This window comes from Kitasatospora cineracea (assembly GCF_003751605.1).
In the GTDB taxonomy this organism is placed as follows: Bacteria; Actinomycetota; Actinomycetes; order Streptomycetales; family Streptomycetaceae; genus Kitasatospora; species Kitasatospora cineracea.
Map to the genome: position 1 here is coordinate 3900310 of NZ_RJVJ01000001.1, position 24497 is coordinate 3924806.

The following is a 24497-nucleotide window of genomic DNA, read 5'->3' on the forward strand; positions in this document are numbered from 1 at the left end:
TGATGGGGAAGTGCCATGATCGCCCTGCTGCTCGCCCTCGGCAGCTCCCTCGCCTACGGCTGCGCCGACTTCCTCGGCGGCCTCGGCGCCCGCCGCGCGCACGTGCTGCGCACCGTGCTGGTCGCCGCGCCCGCCAGCCTGGCCGTCGAGCTGCTGCTCTGGCCGCTGCTCGGCGCGCGGTTCGAGGCCGGGGCGGTCGGCTGGGGCGCGGCCTCCGGGGTGGCCTCGGCGGCGGCGTTCGCGCTGCTGTACCGGACGCTGGCGATCGGCCCGATGAACGTGCTGTCGCCCGTGACGGCGCTGATCTCCGCGATGCTGCCGGTGGCCGTCGGCCTGCTGCAGGGCGAACACCTGGGCGCCGCCGGGCTGCTGGGCCTGCCGCTGGCGCTGGTCGCGGTGGTGCTGGTGAGCGCCGGGACGGCCGACGGCCGGGCCCGGGTGACGCGGCCCGCGCTGCTGCTGGCGTTCGGCGCGGGCGCCGCGATCGCCGTCCAGCTGGTCTGCCTGCACCAGGCCCCGTCCGGCAGCGGCGTCGCCCCGCTGATCGTCGGCCGGGCCGTCACCTCCGCGCTCACCGTCACCGCCACCGCCCTGTGGCGCCGCCGCCTCGGCCCCGAGCGCCCCGCGTACGGCCTGGCGGCCGCCGCCGGGGTGCTCGACTCGGCCGCCGGGGTGCTCTTCCTGCTGGCCGCCCGCAGCGGCGACCTGGCGGTGGTCGCGGTGGTCACCGCGCTCTACCCGGCCGGCACGGTGCTGCTGGCTCGCGCCGTCCTGGCCGAACGCATCCACCGCGGCCAGCTCGCCGGCCTCGGCACGGCCGCCCTCGCGGTCGGCCTGCTGGCCCTGACCTGACCCTCCCGTTCGAAAGGACCCCCGTTGACCGTCCCGCACCTGCACCCCGACGTCGCCGCGGCCTTCCCCGCCGCCCGGATCGCCGTCCTCACCGCCCGCGGCGTCCGCGGCACCGAACCGTGGCCCGCCACCGCCGCCGCGCTCGCCCGGCTGGAGGCCCGCACCGCCGAGGGCGCGTGGCGCCCCGCCGACGAGCACGACCCGCGGATCGCCGCCTGGCACGCCGCCTACCGCGCCTTCGGCACCAACCCGCGCCGGATCCGCCCCAGCGTGGACGCGCTCGGCCGCCGTCTCGCCAAGCAGGGCGCGCTGCCCCGGATCAACCCCGCCGTCGACTCCTACAACGCGGTCTCCGTCCGGCACGCCCTCCCCGCCGGGGCGTTCGACCTGGCGGCGGTCGACGGCCCCGTCGAGATCCGGTTCGCCGACGGCGGCGAGCACTTCACCCCGCTCGGCGAGCCGGACACCGTCGAGCACCCCGAGCCCGGCGAGGTGGTCTACGCCGACGCGGCGGGCGTCCTCACCCGCCACTGGAACCACCGCGACGCCCACCGCACCCGCGTCACCGAGCACGCCACCGACGTGCTGTTCGTGCTGGAGACCATGGACGGCGCCGAACTCGCCGAAGCAGCAGGCGAGTTGCAGGCCCTGCTGGCACCGCACAGCGCCGACGTGGCAGTGCGGTACCTGGGCTGAGGCGGTCAGTCCCGCCCGGCGCGCCAGGACTCCACCGCGTGCCGGACGGCCGCTGCGACACAGGTGCGGACGGCGCCGTTGTCGAGTCGGCGGCGGGTGGCGCCGTTGAACTCCGGGGCGTCGAGCTTCACCGAGGCGACGGCCGTCAGCCCGGCGGGCAGCTCGGACCGGCCCAGAGCGGCGGCCAGGCCGTCCCGGAAGCCCAGGAGGTGGGTGCTGTGCTGCTCGTCCGTGCGGCGGCTGTTGGCGTAGCCGTGGAGGCCGCCGCCACCGGTCCAGCTGAGGGCGAGGTCGAGGGTGCCGCCCATCCGCTCGTCGGTGGCCTCGACGGTGAGGGTGGCGGCGGGGTCGCCGCCGAGGCGGGTGGTGAAGTCGGCCAGGCCGGCGGGGTGGTGCAGGCGCTCGGTGCGGTGCGGGGTGGTGCGCTCGTCGGTGAGGGTGAAGTCCAGGGCGCGGTTCAGCAGGGCGAGTTCGCGCAGGTGGTCGACCAGCGCACCGGCGTCGAACGCCGTCGTCCCGAAAACCTCCGGGTCCGGGTGGAAGGCGACCGTGGTGCCGGTGCGAGCGGTGGGGCCGACCACGGCGGGCGGGGCGAGCAGCCGGCCGCGAACGTACTCCTGACGGTGCGTCACGCCGCCCCGGTGCTCCTCCGCGACCAGCCGGACGGAGAGCGCGTTGACCACGGCAAGGCAGGAAGTGGCCCAGGCCAGGAGCCTCCGTCTGGTGGGGCCGTCCCAGCAGGTCGGCAGGACGGTCAACGCGCGGGCCAGGTCGGCCTGCTGGACGCCGTCGTGACTCACCCGCACGCCGCCGTCGGCCGTCAGCGCGACCTCGACGCGGCTCGCGCGGCCGGACAGCACCTCGTTCGCGGCGGCCCCCAGCACCTCCTGCGCCATGTGGTGCAGGCCGCGCTCCCCGGTCGAGCCGATGTACATGGCGGGCCGCTTCCGGACGGCTTCCGGCCACTCCAGCACCTGGATGTGCGCAGCGTCGTACTCGCTCACGGCGGTCCCCTCCGACGGTCTCCTGTGATGTCGCCAACCCTAGGGGAGAATCAGGAAAATGCCAGGTCAGAGGCCATTTGGTGAAGCCGTGTACGGCCCGCGGCGGGGGGTTTCGGGCGGGGGCCGCCGCCGGAGGTTCCGGGGTGGGGGGAAGGGGCGCGGCGGTGTGGCGGAGGGCCGGGAAGGGGGGTTTCCGGGCGGGCGGGGGAGTGGGGAATCCGGGGAATTTTCCTGGGGCGTGACGGGGCGTCGGGCGGGCTCAGGTGAAGGCTTCGACGCGGACGCCCGCGGAGGCGAGGGCGCCGCGGATGCGCCAGGCGAGTTGGGCGGCGCCGGGGGTGTCGCCGTGGACGCAGAGGGATCGGGCCCGGACGGTGATGGGCTCGCCGCCGACGGCGGTGGCGGTGCCGTCCCGGGCGATGCCGACGGCGCGGGCGATGACCGCCTCGGGGTCGTGCACGACGGCGTTCGGTTCGCGGCGCGGGACGAGGGTGCCGGCCCAGGTGTAGGCGCGGTCGGCGAACGCCTCGGTGACCACGGGCAGTCCGACGCCCTCGGCGACCGCGAGCAGCCGGGAGCCGGGCAGGCCGAGCAGCGGCAGCGGGCCGTCGCAGACCGCGCCGGCCCGCAGCACGCCCGAGACCACCGCCTCCGCCTGCTCGTTGTCCTGCACCACCCGGTTGTAGAGCGCGCCGTGCGGCTTGACGTAGGAGACCCGGGAGCCGGCCGCCCGGGCGAACACCTGGAGCGCGCCGATCTGGTAGGCGATCTCGTCGGCGAGTTCCTCCGGCGGGACGTCCATGGCGCGGCGGCCGAACCCGGCGAGGTCGCGGTAGGAGACCTGGGCGCCGATCCGCACCCCGCGCTCGGCCGCCAGCGAGCAGACCCGGCGCATCGTGGACGGGTCGCCGGCGTGGAAGCCGCAGGCGACGTTGGCGCTGGTGACCACCGAGAGCAGGGCGTCGTCGTCGGTCAGGCTCCAGCGTCCGAAGCCCTCGCCGAGGTCCGCATTGAGGTCGATCACCGCGTCGGCCACTTTTTCCTCGTCCGCCCTTCCGCGCGGGCCGATCCGGGCCCGGGGTCCGCTCCTGGGGGTGATCGTAGGGCCTGATCGTTTCGGCCGGGGCGGGGGTCGCGGCCCGGGCGGCAGGTTTTACCCGCCAGGTCGCGCGGGGGCGTCCGGACGGCCACCCGCTCGGCGCAACGCCGGTCGGCGGGGCGGTGGCTGGCGGGGCGGTGGTCGGCGGGGCGGTGGTCGGCGGGGCGGTGGTCGGCGAGCTGGTGGCCGGTGGGGCTGCGGTCAGCCGCGCGGCCAGGGGCGGCCCTGGATGCGTTCGATGTCGCGGTTGAAGCGTTCGAGCACCTCGGCGAAGTCGGCCAGGTCCGCGGCGGTCCAGTCGGTGACCACCCGGGACAGGCCCTGGATCGACCAGTCGCGGTCCTGGCGCAGGCGGCGCAGGCCCTCCTCGGTGATCCGCAGCTTGCGGGCCACCCCGCCGTCCGGGTCGGGGATGCGGTCGACCAGTCCGGCCCGGAGCATCGCGGCGCTCTGCCGGTTGACGGTGGAGGTGTCCAGCCCGAACGCCTCGGCGAGTTGGCCGATGGTGAGCGGGCCCTCGGTCTCGATCCGGCTGAGCAGGGTGTAGGCGCTGCGCTCCAGGGCGTCGGGGCCGCCGTTGGTGCGGGCGGTGGCGAGCACCTGATGGCGGGCGAGCAGCATCATTTCCCGTTCGATCAGGGCGAGTTCCTTGTCGCGCCGCATGCTCCTCCGTCCCTTGCGTCACTTTTCGGCAGCATATCCCGCGAGAGGGTCATATGTATGGTACACATTGTGTGCATCATGCATATCTAGCCGAAGAGATGGAAGTACCCCATGAGTCAGGCACGCACCGGCCCCGTCGTCGGAGTGCTCGCCGGCGCGGGCATCGTGGTCTCGCTGATGCAGACCCTGGTCGTCCCGCTGATCCCGGACCTGCCGAACCTGCTCCACACCACGGCCGCCAACGCGTCCTGGGCGATCACCGCCACCCTGCTGGCCGGTGCCGTCGCCACCCCGGTGCTCGGCCGACTCGGCGACATGTACGGCAAGCGCCGCATCCTGCTCGCCAGCCTCACCATGCTCGTCATCGGCTCGCTGATCTGCGGCTTCAGCAGCTCGCTCGCCCCGATGGTGGTCGGCCGCGCGCTCCAGGGCGTCGGCGCCGGCGTCATCCCGCTCGGCATCAGCATCATGCGCGACGAACTCCCGCCGCAGAAGCTCGGCTCCTCGATGGCGCTGATGAGCTCCTCGCTCGGCATCGGCGGCGCGTTCGGCCTGCCGCTGTCCGCCGTCATCGCCCAGAACGCCAGCTGGCACGCGCTGTTCTGGATCTCCGCCGCGCTCGGCCTGCTGGTCGCCGTCGCCGTGTTCTTCCTCGTCCCCGAGTCCCCGGTCCGCTCCGGCGGCCGCTTCGACGTGGTCGGCGCGATCGGGCTCACCATCGGACTCGTCGCCCTGCTGCTCGCCATCTCCAAGGGCAGCGACTGGGGTTGGGGCTCCGGCACCACCCTGGGCATGCTCGCCGCCGCCGTCGTGGTGCTCCCGGTCTGGGGCTGGTGGGAGCTGCGCACCCAGCAGCCGCTGGTCGACCTGCGCACCAGCGTCCGCCGCCAGGTGCTGATGACCAACCTGGCCTCCGTGGTGATCGGCTTCGCGATGTACGCGATGAGCCTGGTCTCGCCGCAGCTGCTCCAGATGCCCACCGCCACCGGCTACGGCCTCGGCCAGTCGATGGTCGCCGCCGGCCTCTGGATGGCCCCCGCTGGCCTGGTCATGATGCTGCTCTCGCCGATCTCCGCCAAGCTCTCCCGGGCCAAGGGCCCCAAGGTCTCGCTGCTGGTCGGCGCCGTCATCATCACCGCGGGCTACCTCTCCGCGCTCGCCCTGATGGGCCACGCCTGGGGCGTGCTGGTCTTCTCCTGCCTGATCAGCGGCGGCATCGCGTTCGCCTACGCGGCCATGCCCGCCCTGATCATGGGCGCCGTCCCGGTCTCCGAGACCGCCGCCGCCAACGGCCTCAACACCCTGATGCGCTCCATCGGCACCTCCAGCTCCTCCGCCGTCATCGGCGTGGTGCTGGCCCACATGACCACCGACTTCCACGGGCACACCCTGCCCTCGGAGGGCGGCTTCCGCACCGCCTTCATGATCGGCGCCGGCGCGGCCGTCGCCGCCGCGCTGGTCACCCTCGCCATCCCCGGCATCCGCCGCGCGGTGGCCGGCGGCGCGGCCGACCCGAAGGACGGACCGCAGCTGACCGCCGTCACCGAGGGCGCGACCGCCAAGTAGCCCCCGCGCCCGCCCGGGTGGGCCGTTCGTCCCCGCGGGGAGGAACGGCCCACCGCCGTTTCCGGGCCGGCGGTTCGTCTACGCGCAGACGAACGCCCGGCGGGGTCCTCCGGGTCGGCGGTTCATCCGTGCAGAGATGAACGCTCGGCGGGGCCCTCCGGGCAGGCGGTTCCTCTACGCGGAGACGAACCGCCCGCCCGGCGGCGTCCCCGGGCAGGCGGGCGGTTCGTCCCCGCGCGGAGGAACGGCGGCCGGGCATCGTCGGGCCATGGCTATCGCGCAGGTCACGGCAGTAGGGTGCGCGGATGGCGACCCACGAGCGAGAGATCACCGGCCCCGTCGACCTGTGCGGCCCCGACGGGCGGCTGCACCGCGGGGCCGTCGGCTGGTCGCGCACCCCGCTGCACCGCGGCAACCTGCGCGGCTGGGGGCGCACCAAGCGGTGGGAGTACTGGTGCGTCACCACGCCCACCCACCTGCTCGCGCTCACCGTCAGCGACCTCGACTTCCTCACCCTCGACACCGTGTACTTCCTGTCCTGGGACGAGCACGGCGTCCTCGAGGACCACGAGCGCACCGCGATCGCCCCCGGCCTGCCGCTGCGCCCCACCGCCTTCCCCGCGGGCATCGCGGGCTCCGGCGGCCCGCACGGCGCCGACCTCACCGTCGGGCCGGAGCGCCCCGGCCGCCGCCGGGTCCGGATCTCGATCACCCACGAACCCGGCGGCACCCGGCTGCGCGCCCGCGCCCTCACCGCCGATCTGCGCCCGCTGGAGGCCGACCTGCTGGTCGCGCTGCCCGACGGCCACGAGACCCTGTCGGTGGTCGTCCCCTGGGACGACAAGCGCTTCCAGTACACCTCCAAGCACACCGCCCGCCCCGCCACCGGCACCGTCCGGCTCGGCGACCGCACGTACGGATTCGGGACGGACGGGGACTCCTGGGGCGTGCTCGACCACGGGCGCGGGCGCTGGCCACGCTCGCTCGGCTGGAACTGGGGCGCCGCGTCCGGCCGCACCGACGGGCACACCGTGGGCCTGCAGTTCGGCGGGCAGTGGACGGAGGGCACCGGCAGCACCGAGAACGCGCTGTGCGTGGACGGCCGGCTCAGCAAGATCGGCACCGAACTCGACTGGCGCCACGACCCCGCCGACCCGCTCGCCCCCTGGCGGATCACCACCCCCGGCAGCGACCAGGTCGACCTGGTCTTCCACCCCTTCCACGACCGCCGCACCCGCACCGAGGCGGGCCTGATCGCCAACCGCACCGACCAGTGCTTCGGCCACTACCGCGGCACCGTCCGCACCGACGACGGCCTGCGCGTCGCGGTCGACGGCCTGCTGGGCTGGGCCGAGGACGTCCGGATGCGCTGGTGAACACCCCCGCCGCACCCGCCACGCCGCCCATGTGCCCCGCGCACGGCCCCGGCCCCGACCTCGCCGCCCTGGTCGGCCGCCGGCTGACCGGTGTGGTCGCGTCCTGGTACAGCCACGAGGGCGAACGCGCGGCCGACCCCGTGGTGGTCTGGCTGCGCGACGACCGCGGCGGCTGCACCTTCGTCGCCACCGGCAGCGACTGGTGCCTGATCGTCGCCGACGACCGGCCGCACGCCGACGTCGACCTGGGCGAGTGGGGCCGCCTCGACGTCCGCGACGCCCCGCACGACACCCCCTTCGCCCCGCACCTGGGCCACCCCGTCCTGGCCGCCCGCGAGGAGCACACCCCGCTCACCGGCCGCACCGCCCTCGAACTCGACTTCCCGACCGGCACCGTCCGCTGCGAGTCCTGGGACGGCGACCTGCGGCTGACCGGAACCGGAACCCCGCGATGACCGGACTCCCGGACCGGATCGCCCGGTCGGGCGGCGCCGCCGAGTGTTCCGCGCCGCTGTCCGGCGGGAGGGACAGCGTGCCCCGCATGGACGACACCCGGCTCGACGCGCTGACCCTGGCCTGTGCCGGCGTGCTGCCCTACCCGGGGGAGTGGCGGCGGGCGCCGTACGAGGAGCGGGAGGTGGACGGGGCGCGTTACCACCTGGTCGCCGTCGATCCGGGGGTGAGCGCGATCGGGGTGCGGGTCGACGGCGGGCCGGTGATGGTGCTGCCGGAGGAGGAGGGCGAGCCCGGGCTGCTGAACTCCGGTCCGGGGCAGCTGCTCGCCTTCCTGGAGCTGTACCGGGAGGCGGCGGCGGAGGCCGAGCGGTACGAGGCGGACGAGGAGCCGGACGAGTCGCCGGCGGCGGCGGAGGAGCCGGCGGACGCGCTGCTGGCCCGGTTCGCGGCGGTGGACCCGGCGGCGGTGGACCCGGCGGCGGTGGCGGACGAGAACGCGTACTGGTGCATCGCCGCGGAGGAGTTGGGCTACGGCATGGAGTGCTGAGCCTCCCCCCGAAGGCTCAGCACTCCCGTTCCGGGCCGGAAGCCCGGCTCCCCGGCGGCTCCGGGCCGGAAGCCCGGCTCCCCGGCTCCGGCCGGAGCCTGGCCGGTCCGGTGTCGGCTCGGTCCGGTGCCCCGCCGGGCCGGAAGCCCGGTTCCCGGCCCCGGGCGGGTCAGGGGGAGGGGACGACGCGGGCGAAGTCGTGGTGGGTGCGCAGGGCCTGCTGCCACTCCAGGGTGCGGATCAGGCGGTGGACGATCAGCAGCGGGACGACGCCGAGCACGCCGAACGACATGTCGACGAATTGCCAGAACAGCGGGATGTCGCGCAGCGGGCCGCAGATCAGGGCGAGCGGGATGACGCCGCCGCAGGCGAGCATCGCCCAGCGGATCACCCAGACGTTGCGGACCGGGTCGCGCAGCGGGCCCCAGAAGGCGGCGGCGATCACCAGGTGGGCGAAGGCCAGCCAGTCGGTGCCGTAGGCGAGGAACGGGTGGTCGCCGTAGCCGTCGGCGACGCCCTCGCGGACCCGGTGGACCCAGACGTCGAGGGCGGGGAGCAGGGAGTCCAGGCCGGTGGCGTCGACCAGGCGGGCCAGCAGCGAGGTCTCGCTCTGGAGCGGGAAGGCGGTCAGGCCGCTGAGCACCAGGCAGGTGATGAACAGCCAGAGCCAGCGCCTGATCCGGCGGCGGACGAGCGCGGTGTCGGCGGCGGGTGCGGAATCCGGGCCGGCGGTGGTGGAACCGGCGGGGACGGTGGCGATGTCGGACATGGGGAACCCCCCTCATGGCGCGGGTGCCGGAGACGGCACGCGGTGTCGCGCCTTGGACTCTAGACCTGAATTTGAACGTGTTCAACACGCCAGGACAGGCCGCCCGAAAGGGGCTTTTCGGACCTGTCCGCGGAAAGCCCTAATCTTGTCCACCGTGACCGCCATCGCAGACCAGCCCACCAGGCCCGCCCCCGGCCCGGCCGCCGACGAGGGACTCGCCCGCCGGCTCAAGGCGCTGGCGTGCACCGCCCCGCTGCACGACCTGGACAGCCGGAAGGTCAACCTGGCCGGCGAGTACGCCTCGTACGCCATGGCCGAGGTCGGCCTCGCCGCGATCGACCTGGTCACCCTCAACATGGACTTCGACACCGGCGCCGACCGGGACATAGTGCTCGCCCGCCTGCTGCCCCGGATCGCCGCCCAGAACCCGCGGCGCACCGTCGCCGAGCACGAGCGGGTCGCCCGTTGGGTGCTGGAGTCGCTGATCAACGTCGGCAGCGTCGACCGCGGCTTCCGCGCCGTCTACGGCACCTTCGGCCCGGACGGCGAGTACACCCGCCGCGACTACGACTTCAAGCTGATCGAGGAGGTCCCCGGCCAGGACGGCGGGGTCTACCTGCGCACCACCGACGAGGCCGTCAACGTGCTGGTCGGCGCCCTCGACACCGACGTCACCAGCGCCCAGATCGCCGCCGAGGTCAAGCTGGAGGTGCTGATCCGGCGCGGCCGCCTCGCCGACGCCCAGCTCGCCGCCGAACAGGCCCGCTACCGCACCGTCCAGTACGCCGAGACGCTGCGCCGCGCCCTGGAGGCCACCCGGCGCAACGTCCGCGCGGTCGACTGGATGGAGACCGTCCCCGACCTGATCGACGAGGCGCTCGACCACATCGCCGACCGCTACCGGCACGAGAACGCGATCCTCACCAACATCCGCAAGGCCCGCGACGAGAGCACCGACGGCGAGCACAAGCGCCGCGCCGCCGAACTCGTCGACATCGTCAAGGACTGCATCCGCCGCCACACCCAGCTGCAGACCCGCCTGCTGGAGGCCGGCCCGCTGTTCCGCGCCGAACAGGACCGGCAGGCGTTCGCCGCGCCCACCGCGCGCAGCGGCATCGACCTGTACGGCCAGCTGCTCGCCCCCGTGCTCACCCTGCCGCTCGGCGACGCCACCCGGCCCACCGACGCGTTCTTCGCCCGCGCCACCGGCCTGCGCACGCCCGTCTCGGTCCGGGTCGCGGACCTGGTCGACCTGCTGCTGACCCCGCCCGTCGAACGCGAGCACCTCGGCGTCGAGCTCCCCGAACCCGACCTGGTCGCCACCCCCGACGACAGCCGGTTCTCCGAGGCCCAGCTGGAAGCCGCCCTCGACCTGCTCGACCTGCCCGCCGACGCCCCCCGCCGGCTCTCCGGCCTGCTCGCCGACGCCCGCGCCCGCGGCACAGGTCCCGGCGGGGACGGCGACGGCGAGGAACTCGCCTACCTGGTCGCCCTGCTGGCCGTGCACGCGGCCAGCCCGCCGGTCGGCACCGCGTACCGGCAGGGCGAGGAACGGCTGCTGTTCGCGGTCGACGACGGCACCCGGCTGGACGACCCCGGCTTCGGCGGCGCCGACCTGATCGTCGGCAGCGCGCTGCTGGACGCGGTGGGCATGGCCGCCGACCGCAAGGACGCCGTGTGACCCGTCCCGCGCCCCGCAACTCCCGTACCGTCCGCACCACCTGCACCACCCGTAGCGCGTGCACCACCCGTACCGCCCGCACCGAAGGAGCCCTCGGATGACCACCACCAGCGAGGCGTGGACACCGCCCGAGAGCGAACCGGCCGCCGCCCCCGCGCCGATCAGTCCGGCGGACGTCACCGAGGCCGCCCGGCTGGTCTCCTTCGGCCTGCAGGCCAAGCTGCTGCCCGCCCGGGACGCCGAGTACGGCGAACTGGTGCGCCGCTACCGGGAGGACCCGCCGTTCGGCCGGCTCGCCGACGCCGTCGCCACCGGCATGGGCCTGGTGGTGCTGGAGGTCTCCGCCCGGGCCGGAATGGCGGTGGCCGCCGCCGAGGACTCGGTGTTCGCGGTCCGGATGGGCGACTACTCGCGGCGCGCCGCCTCCGAGTCCACCGACCGCTTCCTGCACGGCCTGGCGCACCTCGCGGTCGCCGCGCTCGCCTTCCCCCGCCCCGAGGACCTGGCCGACGACGGCTACCTCGGCCGGGTCACCGTCAACGGCGTGGACGCCTTCGTCCGGCAGGCCTGCCGCCGCCTGGAGGAGCGCGCCGAGGCCGAGGGCGCCAACACCGACCCGGCCAGCGACGCCCCCGGCCTGGAGGCCGCCTGGCGGGTCTGGGCCCGCCGCTCCGCGACCGGCGCCACCAAGGACGCCCGCCGACTGGCCGGCTCCACCACCGGCATCGTCTCCAAGGCGGTGTCCTTCCTGGTCGACTCCGGCTTCCTGCAGAAGACCTCCGACGACTCCGGCGGCACCTACCGCACCACCGCCCGCTACCAGTTGCAGGTCCGCGACCTGGCCGGCGGCGCCGCGATGGCCGAACTCCTCGACCTGGGCGTCGTCCCGGTCAGCGACGGCACCCCCACGCTGGCCCCGCCCGACGAGAGCGACGAGCTGGTGGCCGACGCCGGCCTGCCGTTCCACGCCCTCTGATCCACCCCAGCCACGGCTGAGACAGCTTCCAGGAGAACCACCGCACATGTACGAGCTGAACCGGGTCCGCCTGTACTCGATCGGACCGGCGGGCGCCCGCTACGCCGACACGGTGCTCGACCTGCGCGGAGTCGGCGAGCCGGTCCCCGAGCCGCAGCCGCAGCAGATCGGCCTGTTCGGCGAGGAGCCCGAGGGCCCGCAGCGCCGCCCCGCGCCCGCCGGCGTGCTGTTCCTGGAGAACGGCGGCGGCAAGTCCGTGCTGCTCAAGCTGATCTTCTCGGTGATGCTGCCCGGCCACCGCAACACCCTGGGCGGCGCCTCCTCCGGCGTGCTGCGCAAGTTCCTGCTCGCCGACGACTGCGGCCACGTCGCCCTCGAGTGGCAGCACACCGTCACCGGCGAACTCATCGTGGTCGGCAAGGTCAGCGAGTGGCGCGGCCGCCAGGTCTCCTCCGACCCGCGGAAGTTCGCCGAACTCTGGTACTCCTTCCGCCCCGGCCCCGGCCTCACCCTGGACGGCCTGCCGGTCGCCGAACGCCCCGCCCTCACCGGCGACCAGCAGACCCGCGGCCGCCGCCGCACCATGAAGGGCTTCCGCGACGCCCTCACCGAGGCCGGCAAGACCCAGCCGCACCTCGACGTCACCTTCGAGGAGATCCACGACCGCTGGATCGAACACCTCGGCGCCCTCGGCCTCGACCCCGAACTCTTCCGCTACCAGCGCGAGATGAACGCCGACGAGGGCGAGGCGGCCGGCCTGTTCGCGGTCCGCAACGACGCCGACTTCACCGACCTGCTGCTGCGCGCCGTCACCGACACCCGCGACACCGACGGCCTCGCCGACCTCGTCCACGGCTTCGCCGCCAAGCTCGGCCGCCGCTCCGAACTCGCCGCCGAACGCGACTTCACCGCCGGCTCGGTCGACCTGCTGCAGCGCATCGTCGACGCCACCGCCGCCCGCGAGACCGTCCGCGAGGGCCACCGCGCCGCCGAACGCCGCACCCGCAAGCTCGCGCTGTCGCTCGCCGCCCGCTCCGCCGTCGAACGCGACCGGGTCCACGACCTGGCCGTCGAGGTCGCCGCCGCCGCGAGCGCCGTCACCGCCGCCGAGACCGACCGCACCCGGCACTCGCTGATCGTCTCCGAACTGACCTACCGGCACGCCACCCTCGGCCTGGAGGCGGCCACCGCGGGCGCCGCCCGGCTGCGCCGCGAACTCACCGACGCCCGCGCCCAGTTCGCCGCCTGGCAGGCCGCCGAAGCGGTCCTGCGGCACCGCGCCGCCGCCGACCGGGCGGCCCGGGTCGCCGCCGCCATCCGGGAAGCCGAACTCGACGCCGCCCCCGCCCTCGCCGCCCGCGACCGCGCCGCCGCCGCCCTCGCCCGCGCCCTGGAAGCCGCCGCCGCCTCCGCCGAGACCCGCGCCGACCAGGAGGAGCTGCGGGCCGGCGAACTCCAGGAGGACGGCGCCGCCGCCCAGTCCGAGGCCACCGCCGCCGCCACCGCCGCCCAGAAGGCCCGCTCCGAGGCCGAGCACCTGCGCCAGCGCCTCGGCGAGGTCGAACAGGAGACCGCCGCCGCCGTCGCGGCCGGCTGGATCGACGACCCCGGCACCGAAACCGACCCGGCCCGCGCCGCCCTGCAGGCCGCCGACGCCGGAGCCACCGCCACCGAAGCCCTCGACCAGGCCCGCACCGCCGCCGACCAGGCCGCCGCCCGGGCCCGCGAAGCCGCCGCCGCCGAGGCCCGCGCCGACCTCGCCGCCGCCCGCGCCAGCGACGCCCGCGCCGCCGCCGACCGCGCCCTGGCCGCCGAGCAGCGCACCGCCGCCCGGCTCGCCGCCGAACCCCGGCTCGCCGAACTGCTCTCCCTGACGCCCTACCAGGACGGCGCCCAGGAGTCCGAAGGCTTCCTGACGCCCCGTCAACTCGACGCCTCCGCCGAGGACCTGCGCGAACTGCTCGACCAGTCGGTGGCCACCGCCGAACGCACCCTGTTCGACCTGCGCACCGCCGCCGCCGACGACTCCCGGATCCTCGCCGCCCTCGGCGACGGCGGCCTGCTGCCGCCCGGCCCCGACGTCCTCGCCACCGTCGAACACCTCGGCGAGCAGGGCATCCCGGCCCTCCCCGGCTGGCGCTACCTCGCCCAGTCCGTGGACCCCGCCGACCACGAGGCCATCCTCGCCGCCCGCCCCGAACTCGTCGACGGCGTCGTCGTCACCGACCCCGCCTCGCTCGACCGGGCCCGCGAAGCGCTCGCCGCCGCCGCCCTGCTGCCCCGCTCCACCGTCGCCGTCGGCACCGCCGCCGCCCTGATCGCCCCGATCCAGGGCGAACCGGCCTACTTCCTGGTGCCGCCGAACCCGGCCATGCACAACGAGACCGCCGCCGACGACGAACGCCGCGAACTGCGCACCCGCGCCACCGCCCGCGAGGAGCACATCCGCGAACTCGCCGCCCGCCTCGGCGGCGACCGCGCCCTCGCCGCCCGGCTCGCCTCCTGGCACGCCAGCTGCCCGCCCGGCACCCTCGCCGAACTCGCCGAGAGCGCCGCCGCGGCCGCCCTGCACGCCGAGACCACCGCCGCCGAACTCGCCACCCTGCGCGCCGACCGCGCCGACGCCGACACCGAGCACCAGGCCGCCGCCGCCCGCCACGAGGAGTGCCGGGACGCCGCCCAGCGCGCCCGCCGCCGCGCCGACGCCCTCGAAGGACTCGCCTTCCGGCTGCGCGAACGCCCCAACTGGACCCGCCGGCTGCGCGAACTCGCCGACGACGTCGCCGAGTGCGAACGCCGCCAGACCCAGTGCGCCGAACGCGCCCGCACCTGCGACGAGGACCGCCGCGCCGCCCAGCGCGCCGCCGACGACGCCCGCCGCACCGCCCGCACCCTGCGCGGCGAACGCGCCGAGATCGCTGCCGTCGGCGCCAACGCCGAACCCGACACCGCCGTCGCCCCCGCCTCGCTGCCCGCCCTGCGCGAGGCGTACCGGGCCGCCGCCCAGCTCTACGAGAAGGTCGGCGTCGGCGCCGACCTGCGCGCCGAACAGGCCCGCGCCGAGAGCGACGAGACCGCCTCCGCCGCCGAACTCGACCGCCTCAGCAACAAGGTCAAGGCCCGCGCCGAGGAACTCCTCGCCAGCCCCGACGGCGCCGACGGCCCCGCCCGGCAGGCCGCCGCCGCCCGCGCCGAGGAACTCGTCACCCTGATCGAGGCCCGCTCCGGCGCCGCCTCCGAGGAGGTCGGCCGCCTGCGCGGCGACGCCGAACGCTCCGCCCCGGCGGACGGCGAGGCGCACACCGAACTCCCCGAGGACCTGCTCCCCGCCGACCCCGAACACGCCCAGGCCCTGCTGCGCACCGCCACCGCGCTGCTCGCCGAACGCCGCGAACGCGTCGAGGCCGCCCGCACCGAACACGGCGACCTGCAACGCACGTCGGACCAGGCGCAGGCCGCCGCGGGCGACTTCGAGGAACTCGCCGGACAGCTCCGCGACGCCCTGCGCGACAACGGCGAGGAGACCGACCCCGAGGCCGACGCCTACCTCGGCTCGCTCGCCGCCGCCCGCTCCGCCGTCACCGACACCCGGCGCGCCATGCGCACCGCCGCCACCGAACTCACCGGCGCCGAACTCGCCGTCCGGGACGCCTCCGACGCCCTCGTCCGGCACGCCAACGCCGCCCGCTACGAGGCCGTCCGCACCCCCGCCCGGCAGCAGATCCGCGAACTGCCCGCCGCCGCGCTGCCCGACCACGCCGCCGCCTGGGCCGCCGCGTTCGCGCCCCGGCTGCGCGTCCTCACCGACGAACTCGCCCAGCTGGAACGCAACCGCTCCTCCATCGTCGACCGCCTGCGCGGCCTGGTCGAGACCTCGCTCGGCACCCTGCGCGCCGCCCAGCGGCTCTCCCGGCTCCCCGAGGGCCTCGGCGAGTGGTCGGGCCAGGAGTTCCTCCGGATCCGCTTCGAGGACCCCGACCACGCCGTCCTGGTCGAACGCCTCGGCGAGGTCATCGACGAGGCCACCCGCTCCGCCGTCAGGAAGAACTCCGACCTGCGCCGCGACGGCATGTCCCTGCTGCTGCGCGGCGTCGCCGCCGCGATCGGCCCCAAGGGCGTCTCGGTCGAGATCCTCAAGCCGGACGCGGTGCTGCGCGCCGAACGCGTCTCGGTCGGCCAGATGTCGGACGTCTTCTCCGGCGGCCAGCTGCTCACCGCCGCCATCGCCCTCTACTGCACGATGGCCGCGCTGCGCGCCAACGACCGCGGCCAGTCCCAGCTGCGGCACGCCGGCACGCTGTTCCTGGACAACCCGATCGGCCGCGCCAACGCCACCTACCTGCTGGAGCTGCAGCGCGCCGTCGCCGACGCGCTCGGCGTCCAACTCATCTACACCACTGGCCTGTTCGACACCACCGCACTCGCCGAGTTCCCGCTCGTCATCCGGCTGCGCAACGACGCCGACCTGCGGGCCGGCCTCAAGTACATCTCGGTCGAGGAGCACCTGCGCCCCGGCCTCCCGGCCCCGCAGGGCCCGGACGGGCCGACCGTCCACGGCGAGATCACCGCGACCAGGGTGTTCCGCAAGCCCGAGTAGCCGCAAGCAGCGAGGCCGGTCTCCTCGCGGACCTCCCGGACGGCTGTTCCCGGAAGCGACCCGCCGAGATCCATGGCGCCAACCGGCAACGCGTACAGGCCGTTGTCGGTCCGTCGCTGGAGCAGGACGCGCCCCTCGCTGTCGGTCACCACTGCGGACGCCGCGAAAGCGTTGGCTCCCCAGACGTGCGCATTCACCAACGTCTGGTCGTCTGCCCGGTAGAGGCTGTTGTGGAGCGTGGTTCCGTGGGTGCGGACCTCGATCCCCGACGTGCCGAGCAACGGTCGGTAGTGCATGAGGGCGAGACGGACACCGGCAGGTCGGCACGCTGCTCGTAGAGCGCCACCAGTTCGGGGCTTATCGCCCCGGCGGCACGTGGTTGCCGCCAGGGCGGCCACAGGTCGAACATGTCTTCTCCCAGTGCTTCGCCGGCCGGACGGGCCGCTCTCAGTCGGGTGTCCGGTTCTGATCGGCCCATCGTTCGACCGCCTTGGTGTCCACGCCGGCTCTCTCCGCCAGGGCGGAGCACGTCCAACCGCCCGACGCCATGACAGCTTTCAGTCCCTCGTTCGGCATTCCGCTCGTCTCCCCGCACGACCCGGACCCTTTCGGTGTCCCCGACCGAAGTGCCCGTACCGGTCGGACACGTGATGCGCCATCCGGACCACAGGTCGTTCCGCATGATCGCGGACGTGCCGATGGTGGCGGTGCCCGAGACGGAGCCGAAATGACCCGGTGACGCTGGTGACGGGCGTGCTGGTGCCCGGGGTGTGCGCTGTGCCGTCGGGCGTGGTGCTCGGGGTGTGCGCTGTGCCGTCGGGCGTGGTGCTCGGGTTCGCGCTGGCGGCGCCGTGTGAAGGACCTTTCAATGGGTGTCCGAGGCCGGCGCACCAAGCGGACCACCACGAAGAAGGTGGACCAGAAGGCCGGCGACAACCAGAAACAACAGGTACGCGACCACCGGGAGTTGCAGCAGGTGTTCTACGACAAGACGCGCCCCGCATCCGAGCCTGACGGCGGCGACGACAACAGCGCGGCGTAGCGCGCTCCCAACTCGCACCCCGGCCGTTGCCGTCTCTCCGGCCGGGGCGGGCGTGTCCGTTCGATCCGAGGGAGTGAGATGAGCGGAGCACCCGGACACCCGGTGTCGTCTTATGCGCTGTGCACCGACCCCGCGTCGCGCCTGCTGATCGTGCAGGCGGCCGGAGCCGGGGCGTGGCACCTTCCCGGCGGCGTGGTGGAGGTGGGGGAGTCCCCGTTCGATGCCGTTCGCCGGGAGGCCCGGGAAGAACTCGGTCTGAAACTCGACCTGTTGCCCGATGACCTGCTCGGCGTCGAATGGGCCCAGGGCCGCCGCGAGGGCGCCCGGAACCGGATTGTGTTCCTGTGGTCCGGACCGATGCCCGGCAGTGCCGATACCGATCAAATTACCTTGCAGCCAAGGGAGTTGGCTGCATGGCGCCGGGCCGACCGGGACGATGCCCGCCGACTGCTCCACCCCGCGGTTGCTGCCCGGATCCGGGCGCCTCTCCAGTGGCCCGGAAGCGTTACCTATCAAGAGACCCGAACCGAAAGGACGGCCCGCCATGACGACGGCCGAGTACCCCGCCAGGACGCTGCGGATCGGCACCCGTAGTTCGCCGCTCGCCCTCGCGCAGGTGGACATGGTGATCGCGGCCCTACGGGAGCACGTCCCCGACCTGGTGTCCGAGGTGGTGCCGGTGACCACCGAGGCCGACCTGTGGCAGGGCGACCTTGCGCAGCTCGGTGGCAAGGGCCTGTACACCAAGCAGATCGACGCCATGCTGCAAGCGGGCACCGTCGACATGGCCGTGCACTGCGTGAAGGACGTGCCCGGCGACGTGCCGTTGCCCAAGGGGCTGGTCTTCGCCGCGTACATGGAACGGCCGGACGTGCGGGACGTGCTGCTGTTCCCCGAGGGGTCCGAGTACCGCACGCTCGCCGACCTGCCGCCGGGCGCGGTCATCCTGTCGTCCGCCGTCCGCCGCAAGGCGCAGATCCTCCGGGCCCGCCCCGACCTCAAGGTGGTGCGGGTGCGCGGGGCGGTCGGCAGCCGGCTGGAGAAGCTGGACGGCGTGAAGAAGATCGACGTCCACGCCGACGGGATGATCCTCGCCGCTGCCGGACTCGCCCGGCTCGGAATCGAACGTCCCGGCTACGTGCTCGGCATGGACGAGATGCTGCCCGCCGTCGGCGCGGGCGTCCTCGGGCTGGAGTGCCGACAGGAGGACCACGCCACGGCAGCGCTGCTGGAGAAGATCAACCACCCGAAGACGCAACGGGAGGTGACCGCGGAGCGCGTCTTGCTGCACCACCTGCGCGGCCACTGCAACAGCCCCATCGCCGCCTACTGCACCACCGAGGCGGACGGGCAGATGTCGCTGCGCGGCATGGTGTTCGACTGCGAGGGCAGCAAGTTCGCCAACGCGATGATGCGGGACGAGCACCAGGGCGACCCTGCCGTCCTCGGCGCCCGCGTCGCCGCCGAACTGCTCCGCCAGGGCGCACGGGAGATCATCGCCGGTATCCCGCACTGACCGACGGCGCACCGGCCCCGCCCGCAGAGCAGCAGCGGACGGGGCTGCTGTTACGTCTCTGAACGCGCCTGGACGCACCTGTAGGAGTTGGCTGCCGGCAGAGGCTCAAAAGCCCCCGGAGCCGCTGAGGACCGGCTCCGGGGGCTCACGTCCGCACAGCTTTCGAAGAGCTGCCGGGCATGTTCGATCGTGTTGTCCCCACCCTGCTCGGAGCCCTGCCTGTGCGCCCATCGTGGCGTACCTCTGCCAGTCCAACAGCACAAGAGCCCCCGCCCGCGACCTACTCCGGGCGGGGCCCCTTCGCCCCTGTGGAACCGCCAATCCGGATCACACGGGCCGCGTAGTTCCCCGCGCCCCTGCCGGTCCTACTGCCGGGTGGAGACGGTGACCGAGGCGACCTTCATCGGGTGGCCCGGTTCCGTCGCCTCCGTGGGCGAACTGCCGTACGCGGCCGGGAGGTTGCCGCCGATGGCGACGTTCAGGATCAGGAAGACGCCGTGGTGGACGGCCTGGTCCCAGGCGGCCGGGTCGACCTGGTCGGCGGTGACCTCGAAGTACTGCCGGCCGTCGCGCAGCCAGCGGACCCGTTCGGGGCTGGTGGAGCGGTCGACCTCGACGGTGTAGGTGTGGAAGGCGCCCCAGCAGTCCGCGCAGGGCTGCTCGCCCGAGCCCAGGCCGTTCGGCTCCTTGCACGGTCCGCCGGGGGTGGTGCCGCAGTGCAGGGTGCCGAACACGCCGCGCCCGCCGACGGATTCGAGCACGTCCAGCTCGCCGACGCCGGGCCAGCCGGTGTACCCGTCGCGGAGCTTGCCGCCGAGCGCCCAGAACGCGGGCCAGTACCCGGCCGCGGCCTTGCCGTTGACGGCGGGGAGCGCCAACTCGGCCTCCACCCGCAGGACTCCGCCCGCGGGGGCGGCCAGGTCGGCCCGCCTGGACTCGATCCGCCCGGAGGACCAGCGGCCGGCCGGGTCCCGGGTCGGGGTGATCTCCAGCGCGCCCTTGCCGTCCAGGTGGACGTTCTCGGCGGAGTCGGTCATGGTCTCGATCTCGCCGGTGCCCCACTGGGCGGCCGGGCAGCCGGGGTAGCAGGTGCCCAGGTCGTACTGCCAGGTGGCGGGGTCGGGCCCGGCGCCGGCCGGGCCGTCGAAGCCGTCGTGCAGCAGGGTGGTCCACCCGGTGCCGAACACGCCCGCTTCGGTGAGGAGTTGGTCCAGCCGCGGGGTGAGGACCACGGCCGCGGCGTTGGTCAGGTGCGAGTCGTCGCGGTACAGCAGCACGTGCTCCAGGACGGCCGGGCAGCTGCGCCCGCCGGCCGGGCAGAGCACCGAGTTGACCTCGACGGCCTTGACGCCGGGGAACCTCCCGGCGGCGATCTCCTCGGCCAGCGGGTCGGCGTACAGGCCCTCGGCGCGCGGGAAGTCGCAGGCGGAGGTGGTGTCGGGGTGCCCGGAGACGCAGGCCGGGACGTCCAGGCCGGGGTTCGGGGTGTCCTGCAGGTAGACGATCGGGACGCCCAGCTCCCGCAGCGGGGTGAGGGTCTGCTCCCAGCCGTGCAGCAGGGCGGCCCGGTCGGCGGTGTAGCGGTTGAGCGTGGAGACCACGATCAGCTTGGGCTTCGGGCCGTCCTTGAGCCGGGTCAGGGCGTTCGCCCGCCAGGTGTCGCACTCGTGGTAGGTGCGGCCCAACTGCGGGTTGGTGACGGTGAGTTCGGGCAGCGGGCAGCCCTGCTTGACCAGTTCCTCGACCGACAGGCGGTGCTGGGCGGCGATGCCGAGCAGCGCGGAGAACCACTGGCCGGCGTGCGAGTCGCCGAGCAGCACGATCCGGTCCTCGCCGGTGCCGAAGCGGCACGGCGGGCTGGTGGTGTCGGCCGGGTCCACCTCGCAGGCGCCGTCCGGCGGGAAGTCCTGCCGGGCCTGGACGGGGTTGGGCACGGTCGGCGCGTGCGGCGGCGGCGCGGCGGCCAGCAGGCTGCTGCCGGTGCGGGCGCCCGGCGGCAGGCCGGACGGGTCCGGGGGAGTGGCCGGGCCCAGGTTGCGGATGGTGCCGGAGCCGACGACCAGCGCCAGCAGCACCGGGAAGACCACCGCGGTCAGGCCCAGCGACAGCCCGCGGCGCGGGATCTCGCCGAGCACCAGGCTGCGGCGCAGCGGCTGCTCCAGCCAGCGCAGCGCGGCGTACGCGGGCAGCGCGGCGGCGGCGGTGAGCGCGGCCTTGACGCCCCAGTGCAGGGTGCCCCAGTGGGCCTCGGCGAGCACCAGCACCGGCCAGTGCCACAGGTACAGGTTGTAGGAGAGCCGGCCGATCGCGCGCGGCGCGCCGAGCGACAGCGCCCGCCCGACCAGGTGGGTGCCGCCGGAGCCGGCCAGCACGATCGCGGCGGTGGCGGCGGTCGGCAGCAGCGCGGCGTAGCCGGGGTAGGGGGTGCGGGCGTCGAACAGCAGCACCGCGGCGAGCACCCCGGCCAGGCCGCCGAGGCCCAGCAACTCCCTTACCGGCTTCGGCAGTCGGTCGATCGGCAGCAGGGCGATGACGGCGCCGGCGGCGAACTGCCAGGCCCGGGTCGGGGTGGAGAGGTAGGCGCCGGCGCTCCAGTGCAGGGAGAGCCAGAAGGAGCCGGCGCCGAGCAGCAGGGTCAGGCCGAGCAGGGTGCGCCGCCGCCAGGCCCAGCGGGCGGCGAGGGCCAGCAGCGGGGCCCAGAGCAGGTAGAACTGCTCCTCGACGGCGAGCGACCAGAAGTGCAGCAGGGCGCTCGGGTCGCGGCCGGCCGCCAGGTAGTCGGTCTGTTCGGCGACGAAGCGCCAGTTGGCGACGGACAGCGCGGAGGCGAGGACGTCGCGCTCCAGGTCGGCGCGGCGCAGCGGCGCGGTGAGCAGGGCGCCGAGCACGGCGGTGGCGGCCAGCACGACGGCGGCGGAGGGCAGCAGTCGGCGGGCCCGGCGGGAGTAGAACTCGGCGAGCCGGACGCGTCCGCTGCGCGCGGTCTCGGTGCGCAGCAGTCCGGTGATCAGGTAGCCGGAGATGACGAAGAAGACGTCGACGCCGACGAAGCCGCCGGCCAGGCCGGGTACGGCGGCGTGGAAGGCCAGCACGGCGAGGACGGCGACGGCCCGCAGGCCCTCGATGTCGGGTCGGAACTTCGGCCGCTCGGCCGGTGGTCGGTTCAGCACGACGGTGAGCGGGGCGGTACTCGGAGCGGTACTGGTGGACACGGGAGCGTGGACCTTTCAGCCCAGCCAGGGCAGCATCGGGGCCGCCCAGCCGGAGGCGAGCAGGGCGACCAGGGCGAGCGTGCTCGTGACGGCGAGGGCCTCGGGCCAGCGCCGCGGACGCATCGCGGGGTGGGCCCCGGAGTCGGCGGATTCTGCGGAGTCGGCGGATTCGACGGCGCGCGGCCGGAGTTCGGCGTACAGGTCGCGGATCAGCGGCACGCCGAGGTGCAGCTGCACGGCCAGGTACAGGGCCAGGCCCCAGGTGGTGTTCCAGCCGTGCAGCCAGGTGGCGGCGGCGACGCCGGCGGCGGTGGCGAGCAGGGTGCCGGCCGTCCAGAGCAGCGAGACCAGCAGCACCTTGCGGGCCATGCCGCCGGAGCGGCCGGGCTTGGCGACGCCGGTGGGCACCCAGGCGGCGCTGCGGCCGCGGGCGGTGTGCCAGTAGGCGGTGGCGGCGGCGAAGCTCATCAGCACGTTGGCGCGCAGCACTTCGGAGCGCCAGCGGGTGCGGCTGACCCGGGGCAGCAGCACGTGCCACAGCCACAGCAGGGAGAGCATCGGCAGCACGTACCAGGCGCGGACCTCGCCGGGGAAGGCGAACAGCATGACCAGCGGCGGCAGCGGGGCGGTGAGCACGTTCACGGCGGCGGCCAGGTAGCCGATGATGCCCTCGTCGAAGCAGCGGCGCATCCGCCAGGTCATCGCCTTGCGGGTGGCCCGGTCGCCGATCAGGTGCAGGTTGCCCATCGTCCAGCGGTACTGCTGGTTGACGAAGCTGGTGGTGGAGTCCGGCGAGGTGCCCTTGGCGACCAGCACCGGCACGTACCGGGTGGTGTAGCCCTGCTGGTGCAGGGCGAGGCCGGTGTACATGTCCTCGCTGTGGTCGAGCCGGGCGAAGCCGCCCGCGGCGTCGATCGCGGCGCGCCGGTAGACGGCGTTGGAGCCGCAGCAGATGGCGGCGTCGGAGGCGTCCCGGCTGGGCTGCACCCAGCGGAAGAACCACTCCTGGGCGGAGCCGGCGGCGCGCTGCACCCAGCCCATCGAGGCGTCGGTGTCGAAGCACTGCGGGCTCTGCACGATGCCGACCTTCGGGTCGCCGAAGTACGGCAGCAGGTGCTGCAGCAGGTCGGCGCGCGGCGCGAAGTCGGCGTCCAGGATGGCCACGTACTCGCCGCGGCTGAGCGTCAGCGCGTGGTTGAGGTTGCCGGCCTTCTTGAACTCGCCGCGGTTCGGGCGGACCACGTAGTGGTAGCCGAACTCCTTTGCCAGCGCGGCGACTTCGGGCCGGTCGGCGTCGTCGAGCACCCACACGTCGAGCTGTCCCGGGTAGGTGTTGCGGGCGACGGCGCGGTAGGCGTTGGCCAGGATGTCGAGCGGTTCGCCGCAGGTCGGCAGGTACAGGTCGACGGACGGCGGTTCGGCGGGCTGCCAGGTGGCGACCAGCAGTTCGTGGCCGCCCCGGGTGAAGCGGCGGCGGCGCAGGCCGTTCAGGCAGGTCAGCGCGAGTGCGACGGCGTTGACGCCGAGGACGGCGAGGAACGGCCACAGCGCCGGGGTGCGCAGCGAGAAGCTGAGCATGGTGCCCGCGCTGAGCGTGAAGGCGAGCGCGGAGAGCAGCGGGACCCAGCGGCGCTGAGGCCCGAAATACCAATAGAGCTCCTGATCGGAAGGTGGTGACGGAAGGTGATTGGCAGTCATTGGGCCCCCCACGGCCAGACATTGACACCTGTCGCCGGTCAGATTACCCGATTGGTATAGACCAAATGACCACGGGGGATGAACAGTGGCTCAACTCCGGTGAAGGGTGCGTGATCAGGCATGACCGTGTCACGGACGGGCAGCGCGCGGGTGCGCACGGGGCCTTGGGGGCGGGTGACGTGCAGAGTGGCGCCCCGGTTCCGATCATGGAGTGGCGGGCGTTCGCCGAACGGGGTGGCGCGATTCCGCCGGGAGTTGACGGGCCGTCAGATGGCGCTCGGTAGTCGCTGCGGCCGGGTCAGCGCGCGACGGACGCGACGGGCGCGGCGGGTGCGGAGCTCGCGGCGGGCGTCGCGGCGGCCGCCGGGGCGGCGTTCGGGCAGGCGGGCGCGGCGGCCAGCACCGCGTCCAGCAGGCCCGGGAAGCGGGCGGCCAGGTCGTCCCCGCGCAGGGTGTTCATCTTCGAGGTGCCGCGCCGGTGCTGCCGGATCAGTCCGGCCTCCCGCAGCACCCGGAAGTGGTGCGTCATCGTCGACTTGGTGACCGGCAGCTCGAACGCCAGGCAGTTCAGCTCGCTGCCCCCCGCGCCCGCCAGCTCGGCGACGATCCGCAGCCGGATCGGGTCCGCCAGCGCGTGCAGCACGCAGACCAGCTGGAGCTCCGCGGTGGCGGGCTCGGGCAGCAGGCCGGGGCAGTCCCGGTCGTGGTCGATGGTCACGCCGCCATAGTACGACACCTCTCGTAGTT

At 74.5% G+C, this 24497-nt stretch carries 19 protein-coding genes and 2 pseudogenes; 12 read left to right on the forward strand and 9 right to left on the reverse strand.

The annotated features are described in order from the left end of the window. Window positions 1-15 precede the first annotated feature (15 nt). On the forward strand, window positions 16-852 hold the full coding sequence (locus tag EDD39_RS17755; protein WP_123557236.1) for an EamA family transporter: 837 nt from the start codon (window positions 16-18) through the stop codon (window positions 850-852). Between the two features lie 24 nt (window positions 853-876). Beyond that, a complete protein-coding gene (locus EDD39_RS17760; protein WP_123557238.1) occupies window positions 877-1548 on the forward strand; it encodes a B3/B4 domain-containing protein in 672 nt (223 codons plus the stop codon). Window positions 1549-1553: 5 nt separating this feature from the next. Here the strand turns inward: EDD39_RS17760 and EDD39_RS17765 are convergent, their stop codons facing one another. The 3 genes from EDD39_RS17765 to EDD39_RS17775 form a co-directional block, all read right to left on the reverse strand. Beyond that, the gene (locus EDD39_RS17765; RefSeq protein WP_123557240.1) at window positions 1554-2552 is read right to left on the reverse strand and encodes a DNA topoisomerase subunit B; all 999 of its coding nucleotides are present in this window, start codon (window positions 2550-2552) and stop codon (window positions 1554-1556) included. A 259-nt stretch (window positions 2553-2811) separates the two neighbouring features. Next, window positions 2812-3588 carry a LamB/YcsF family protein gene (locus EDD39_RS17770; RefSeq protein WP_227480659.1) on the reverse strand — a complete coding sequence of 259 codons (777 nt, stop codon included), beginning with the start codon at window positions 3586-3588 and terminating at the stop codon, window positions 2812-2814. Between the two features lie 264 nt (window positions 3589-3852). Beyond that, complete coding sequence (locus EDD39_RS17775; RefSeq protein WP_030460202.1) at window positions 3853-4314, reverse strand: MarR family winged helix-turn-helix transcriptional regulator; 462 nt, start codon at window positions 4312-4314, stop codon at window positions 3853-3855. Between the two features lie 111 nt (window positions 4315-4425). On the opposite strand from EDD39_RS17775, the gene EDD39_RS17780 reads away from it, so the two are divergent. The 4 genes from EDD39_RS17780 to EDD39_RS17795 all read left to right on the forward strand — a co-directional run bounded on the left by EDD39_RS17780 (window position 4426) and on the right by EDD39_RS17795 (window position 8259). After that, window positions 4426-5880, forward strand: coding sequence for an MFS transporter (locus tag EDD39_RS17780; protein WP_123557242.1), 1455 nt, complete (start codon window positions 4426-4428; stop codon window positions 5878-5880). Window positions 5881-6185: 305 nt separating this feature from the next. Next, window positions 6186-7256, forward strand: coding sequence for a DUF2804 domain-containing protein (locus EDD39_RS17785; protein ID WP_123557244.1), 1071 nt, complete (start codon window positions 6186-6188; stop codon window positions 7254-7256). Next, the gene (locus EDD39_RS17790; RefSeq protein ID WP_244256770.1) at window positions 7253-7711 is read left to right on the forward strand and encodes a hypothetical protein; all 459 of its coding nucleotides are present in this window, start codon (window positions 7253-7255) and stop codon (window positions 7709-7711) included. Before EDD39_RS17785 ends, EDD39_RS17790 begins: the two co-directional genes overlap by 4 nt. Window positions 7712-7797: 86 nt before the next feature. After that, complete coding sequence (locus EDD39_RS17795; protein WP_123560547.1) at window positions 7798-8259, forward strand: SUKH-4 family immunity protein; 462 nt, start codon at window positions 7798-7800, stop codon at window positions 8257-8259. Between the two features lie 169 nt (window positions 8260-8428). Here the strand turns inward: EDD39_RS17795 and EDD39_RS17800 are convergent, their stop codons facing one another. Next, on the reverse strand, window positions 8429-9028 hold the full coding sequence (locus EDD39_RS17800) for a hypothetical protein (RefSeq protein WP_123557246.1): 600 nt from the start codon (window positions 9026-9028) through the stop codon (window positions 8429-8431). A gap of 154 nt (window positions 9029-9182) precedes the next feature. On the opposite strand from EDD39_RS17800, the gene EDD39_RS17805 reads away from it, so the two are divergent. From EDD39_RS17805 to EDD39_RS17815, 3 genes are all read left to right on the forward strand, one after another. Further along, window positions 9183-10709 (forward strand): hypothetical protein, encoded by a 1527-nt coding sequence (locus EDD39_RS17805; protein WP_208765523.1) that lies wholly within the window; start codon window positions 9183-9185, stop codon window positions 10707-10709. A 97-nt stretch (window positions 10710-10806) separates the two neighbouring features. Then, a complete protein-coding gene (locus EDD39_RS17810) occupies window positions 10807-11685 on the forward strand; it encodes a hypothetical protein (RefSeq protein WP_123557248.1) in 879 nt (292 codons plus the stop codon). A 46-nt stretch (window positions 11686-11731) separates the two neighbouring features. Then, window positions 11732-16282, forward strand: coding sequence for a coiled-coil domain-containing protein (locus EDD39_RS17815; RefSeq protein ID WP_123557250.1), 4551 nt, complete (start codon window positions 11732-11734; stop codon window positions 16280-16282). A gap of 11 nt (window positions 16283-16293) precedes the next feature. Here EDD39_RS17815 and EDD39_RS41020 read toward each other — a convergent pair. Both EDD39_RS41020 and EDD39_RS41025 read right to left on the reverse strand, forming a co-directional pair. Next, window positions 16294-16446, reverse strand: a pseudogene (locus EDD39_RS41020) (NUDIX domain-containing protein); the annotation flags it as partial. Next, window positions 16441-16858, reverse strand: a pseudogene (locus EDD39_RS41025) (XRE family transcriptional regulator); the annotation flags it as partial. The pseudogenes EDD39_RS41025 and EDD39_RS41020, both read right to left, overlap by 6 nt. A gap of 292 nt (window positions 16859-17150) precedes the next feature. On the opposite strand from EDD39_RS41025, the gene EDD39_RS39625 reads away from it, so the two are divergent. The 3 genes from EDD39_RS39625 to hemC all read left to right on the forward strand — a co-directional run bounded on the left by EDD39_RS39625 (window position 17151) and on the right by hemC (window position 18840). Beyond that, a complete protein-coding gene (locus EDD39_RS39625; protein WP_162870052.1) occupies window positions 17151-17324 on the forward strand; it encodes a hypothetical protein in 174 nt (57 codons plus the stop codon). A 78-nt stretch (window positions 17325-17402) separates the two neighbouring features. After that, on the forward strand, window positions 17403-17918 hold the full coding sequence (locus EDD39_RS17825; RefSeq protein ID WP_123557252.1) for an NUDIX domain-containing protein: 516 nt from the start codon (window positions 17403-17405) through the stop codon (window positions 17916-17918). Further along, a complete protein-coding gene (gene hemC, locus EDD39_RS17830; protein WP_123557254.1) occupies window positions 17869-18840 on the forward strand; it encodes a hydroxymethylbilane synthase in 972 nt (323 codons plus the stop codon). The genes EDD39_RS17825 and hemC overlap by 50 nt, the downstream gene beginning before the upstream one ends. A gap of 365 nt (window positions 18841-19205) precedes the next feature. Here the strand turns inward: hemC and EDD39_RS17835 are convergent, their stop codons facing one another. The 3 genes from EDD39_RS17835 to EDD39_RS17845 all read right to left on the reverse strand — a co-directional run bounded on the left by EDD39_RS17835 (window position 19206) and on the right by EDD39_RS17845 (window position 24462). Then, window positions 19206-22052 carry an acyltransferase family protein gene (locus EDD39_RS17835; protein ID WP_123557256.1) on the reverse strand — a complete coding sequence of 949 codons (2847 nt, stop codon included), beginning with the start codon at window positions 22050-22052 and terminating at the stop codon, window positions 19206-19208. 15 nt (window positions 22053-22067) lie between these two features. Further along, the gene (locus EDD39_RS17840; RefSeq protein ID WP_123557257.1) at window positions 22068-23750 is read right to left on the reverse strand and encodes a glycosyltransferase family 2 protein; all 1683 of its coding nucleotides are present in this window, start codon (window positions 23748-23750) and stop codon (window positions 22068-22070) included. Window positions 23751-24048: 298 nt separating this feature from the next. Then, window positions 24049-24462 carry an ArsR/SmtB family transcription factor gene (locus tag EDD39_RS17845; protein ID WP_208765627.1) on the reverse strand — a complete coding sequence of 138 codons (414 nt, stop codon included), beginning with the start codon at window positions 24460-24462 and terminating at the stop codon, window positions 24049-24051. Window positions 24463-24497 lie beyond the last annotated feature (35 nt).

Excerpts from the sequence above, each read along its gene's own strand:
- EDD39_RS39625 (WP_162870052.1), top strand. The coding sequence starts at position 17,151 with ATGGGTGTCCGAGGCCGGCGCACCAAGCGGACCACCACGAAGAAGGTG.
- EDD39_RS17815 (WP_123557250.1), top strand. The coding sequence starts at position 11,732 with ATGTACGAGCTGAACCGGGTCCGCCTGTACTCGATCGGACCGGCGGGC.
- hemC (WP_123557254.1), top strand. The coding sequence starts at position 17,869 with ATGACGACGGCCGAGTACCCCGCCAGGACGCTGCGGATCGGCACCCGT.
- EDD39_RS17795 (WP_123560547.1), top strand. The coding sequence starts at position 7,798 with ATGGACGACACCCGGCTCGACGCGCTGACCCTGGCCTGTGCCGGCGTG.
- EDD39_RS17775 (WP_030460202.1), bottom strand. The coding sequence starts at position 4,314 with ATGCGGCGCGACAAGGAACTCGCCCTGATCGAACGGGAAATGATGCTG.
- EDD39_RS17840 (WP_123557257.1), bottom strand. The coding sequence starts at position 23,750 with ATGACTGCCAATCACCTTCCGTCACCACCTTCCGATCAGGAGCTCTAT.
- EDD39_RS17800 (WP_123557246.1), bottom strand. The coding sequence starts at position 9,028 with ATGTCCGACATCGCCACCGTCCCCGCCGGTTCCACCACCGCCGGCCCG.
- EDD39_RS17810 (WP_123557248.1), top strand. The coding sequence starts at position 10,807 with ATGACCACCACCAGCGAGGCGTGGACACCGCCCGAGAGCGAACCGGCC.
- EDD39_RS17825 (WP_123557252.1), top strand. The coding sequence starts at position 17,403 with ATGAGCGGAGCACCCGGACACCCGGTGTCGTCTTATGCGCTGTGCACC.
- EDD39_RS17785 (WP_123557244.1), top strand. The coding sequence starts at position 6,186 with ATGGCGACCCACGAGCGAGAGATCACCGGCCCCGTCGACCTGTGCGGC.
- EDD39_RS17755 (WP_123557236.1), top strand. The coding sequence starts at position 16 with ATGATCGCCCTGCTGCTCGCCCTCGGCAGCTCCCTCGCCTACGGCTGC.
- EDD39_RS17780 (WP_123557242.1), top strand. The coding sequence starts at position 4,426 with ATGAGTCAGGCACGCACCGGCCCCGTCGTCGGAGTGCTCGCCGGCGCG.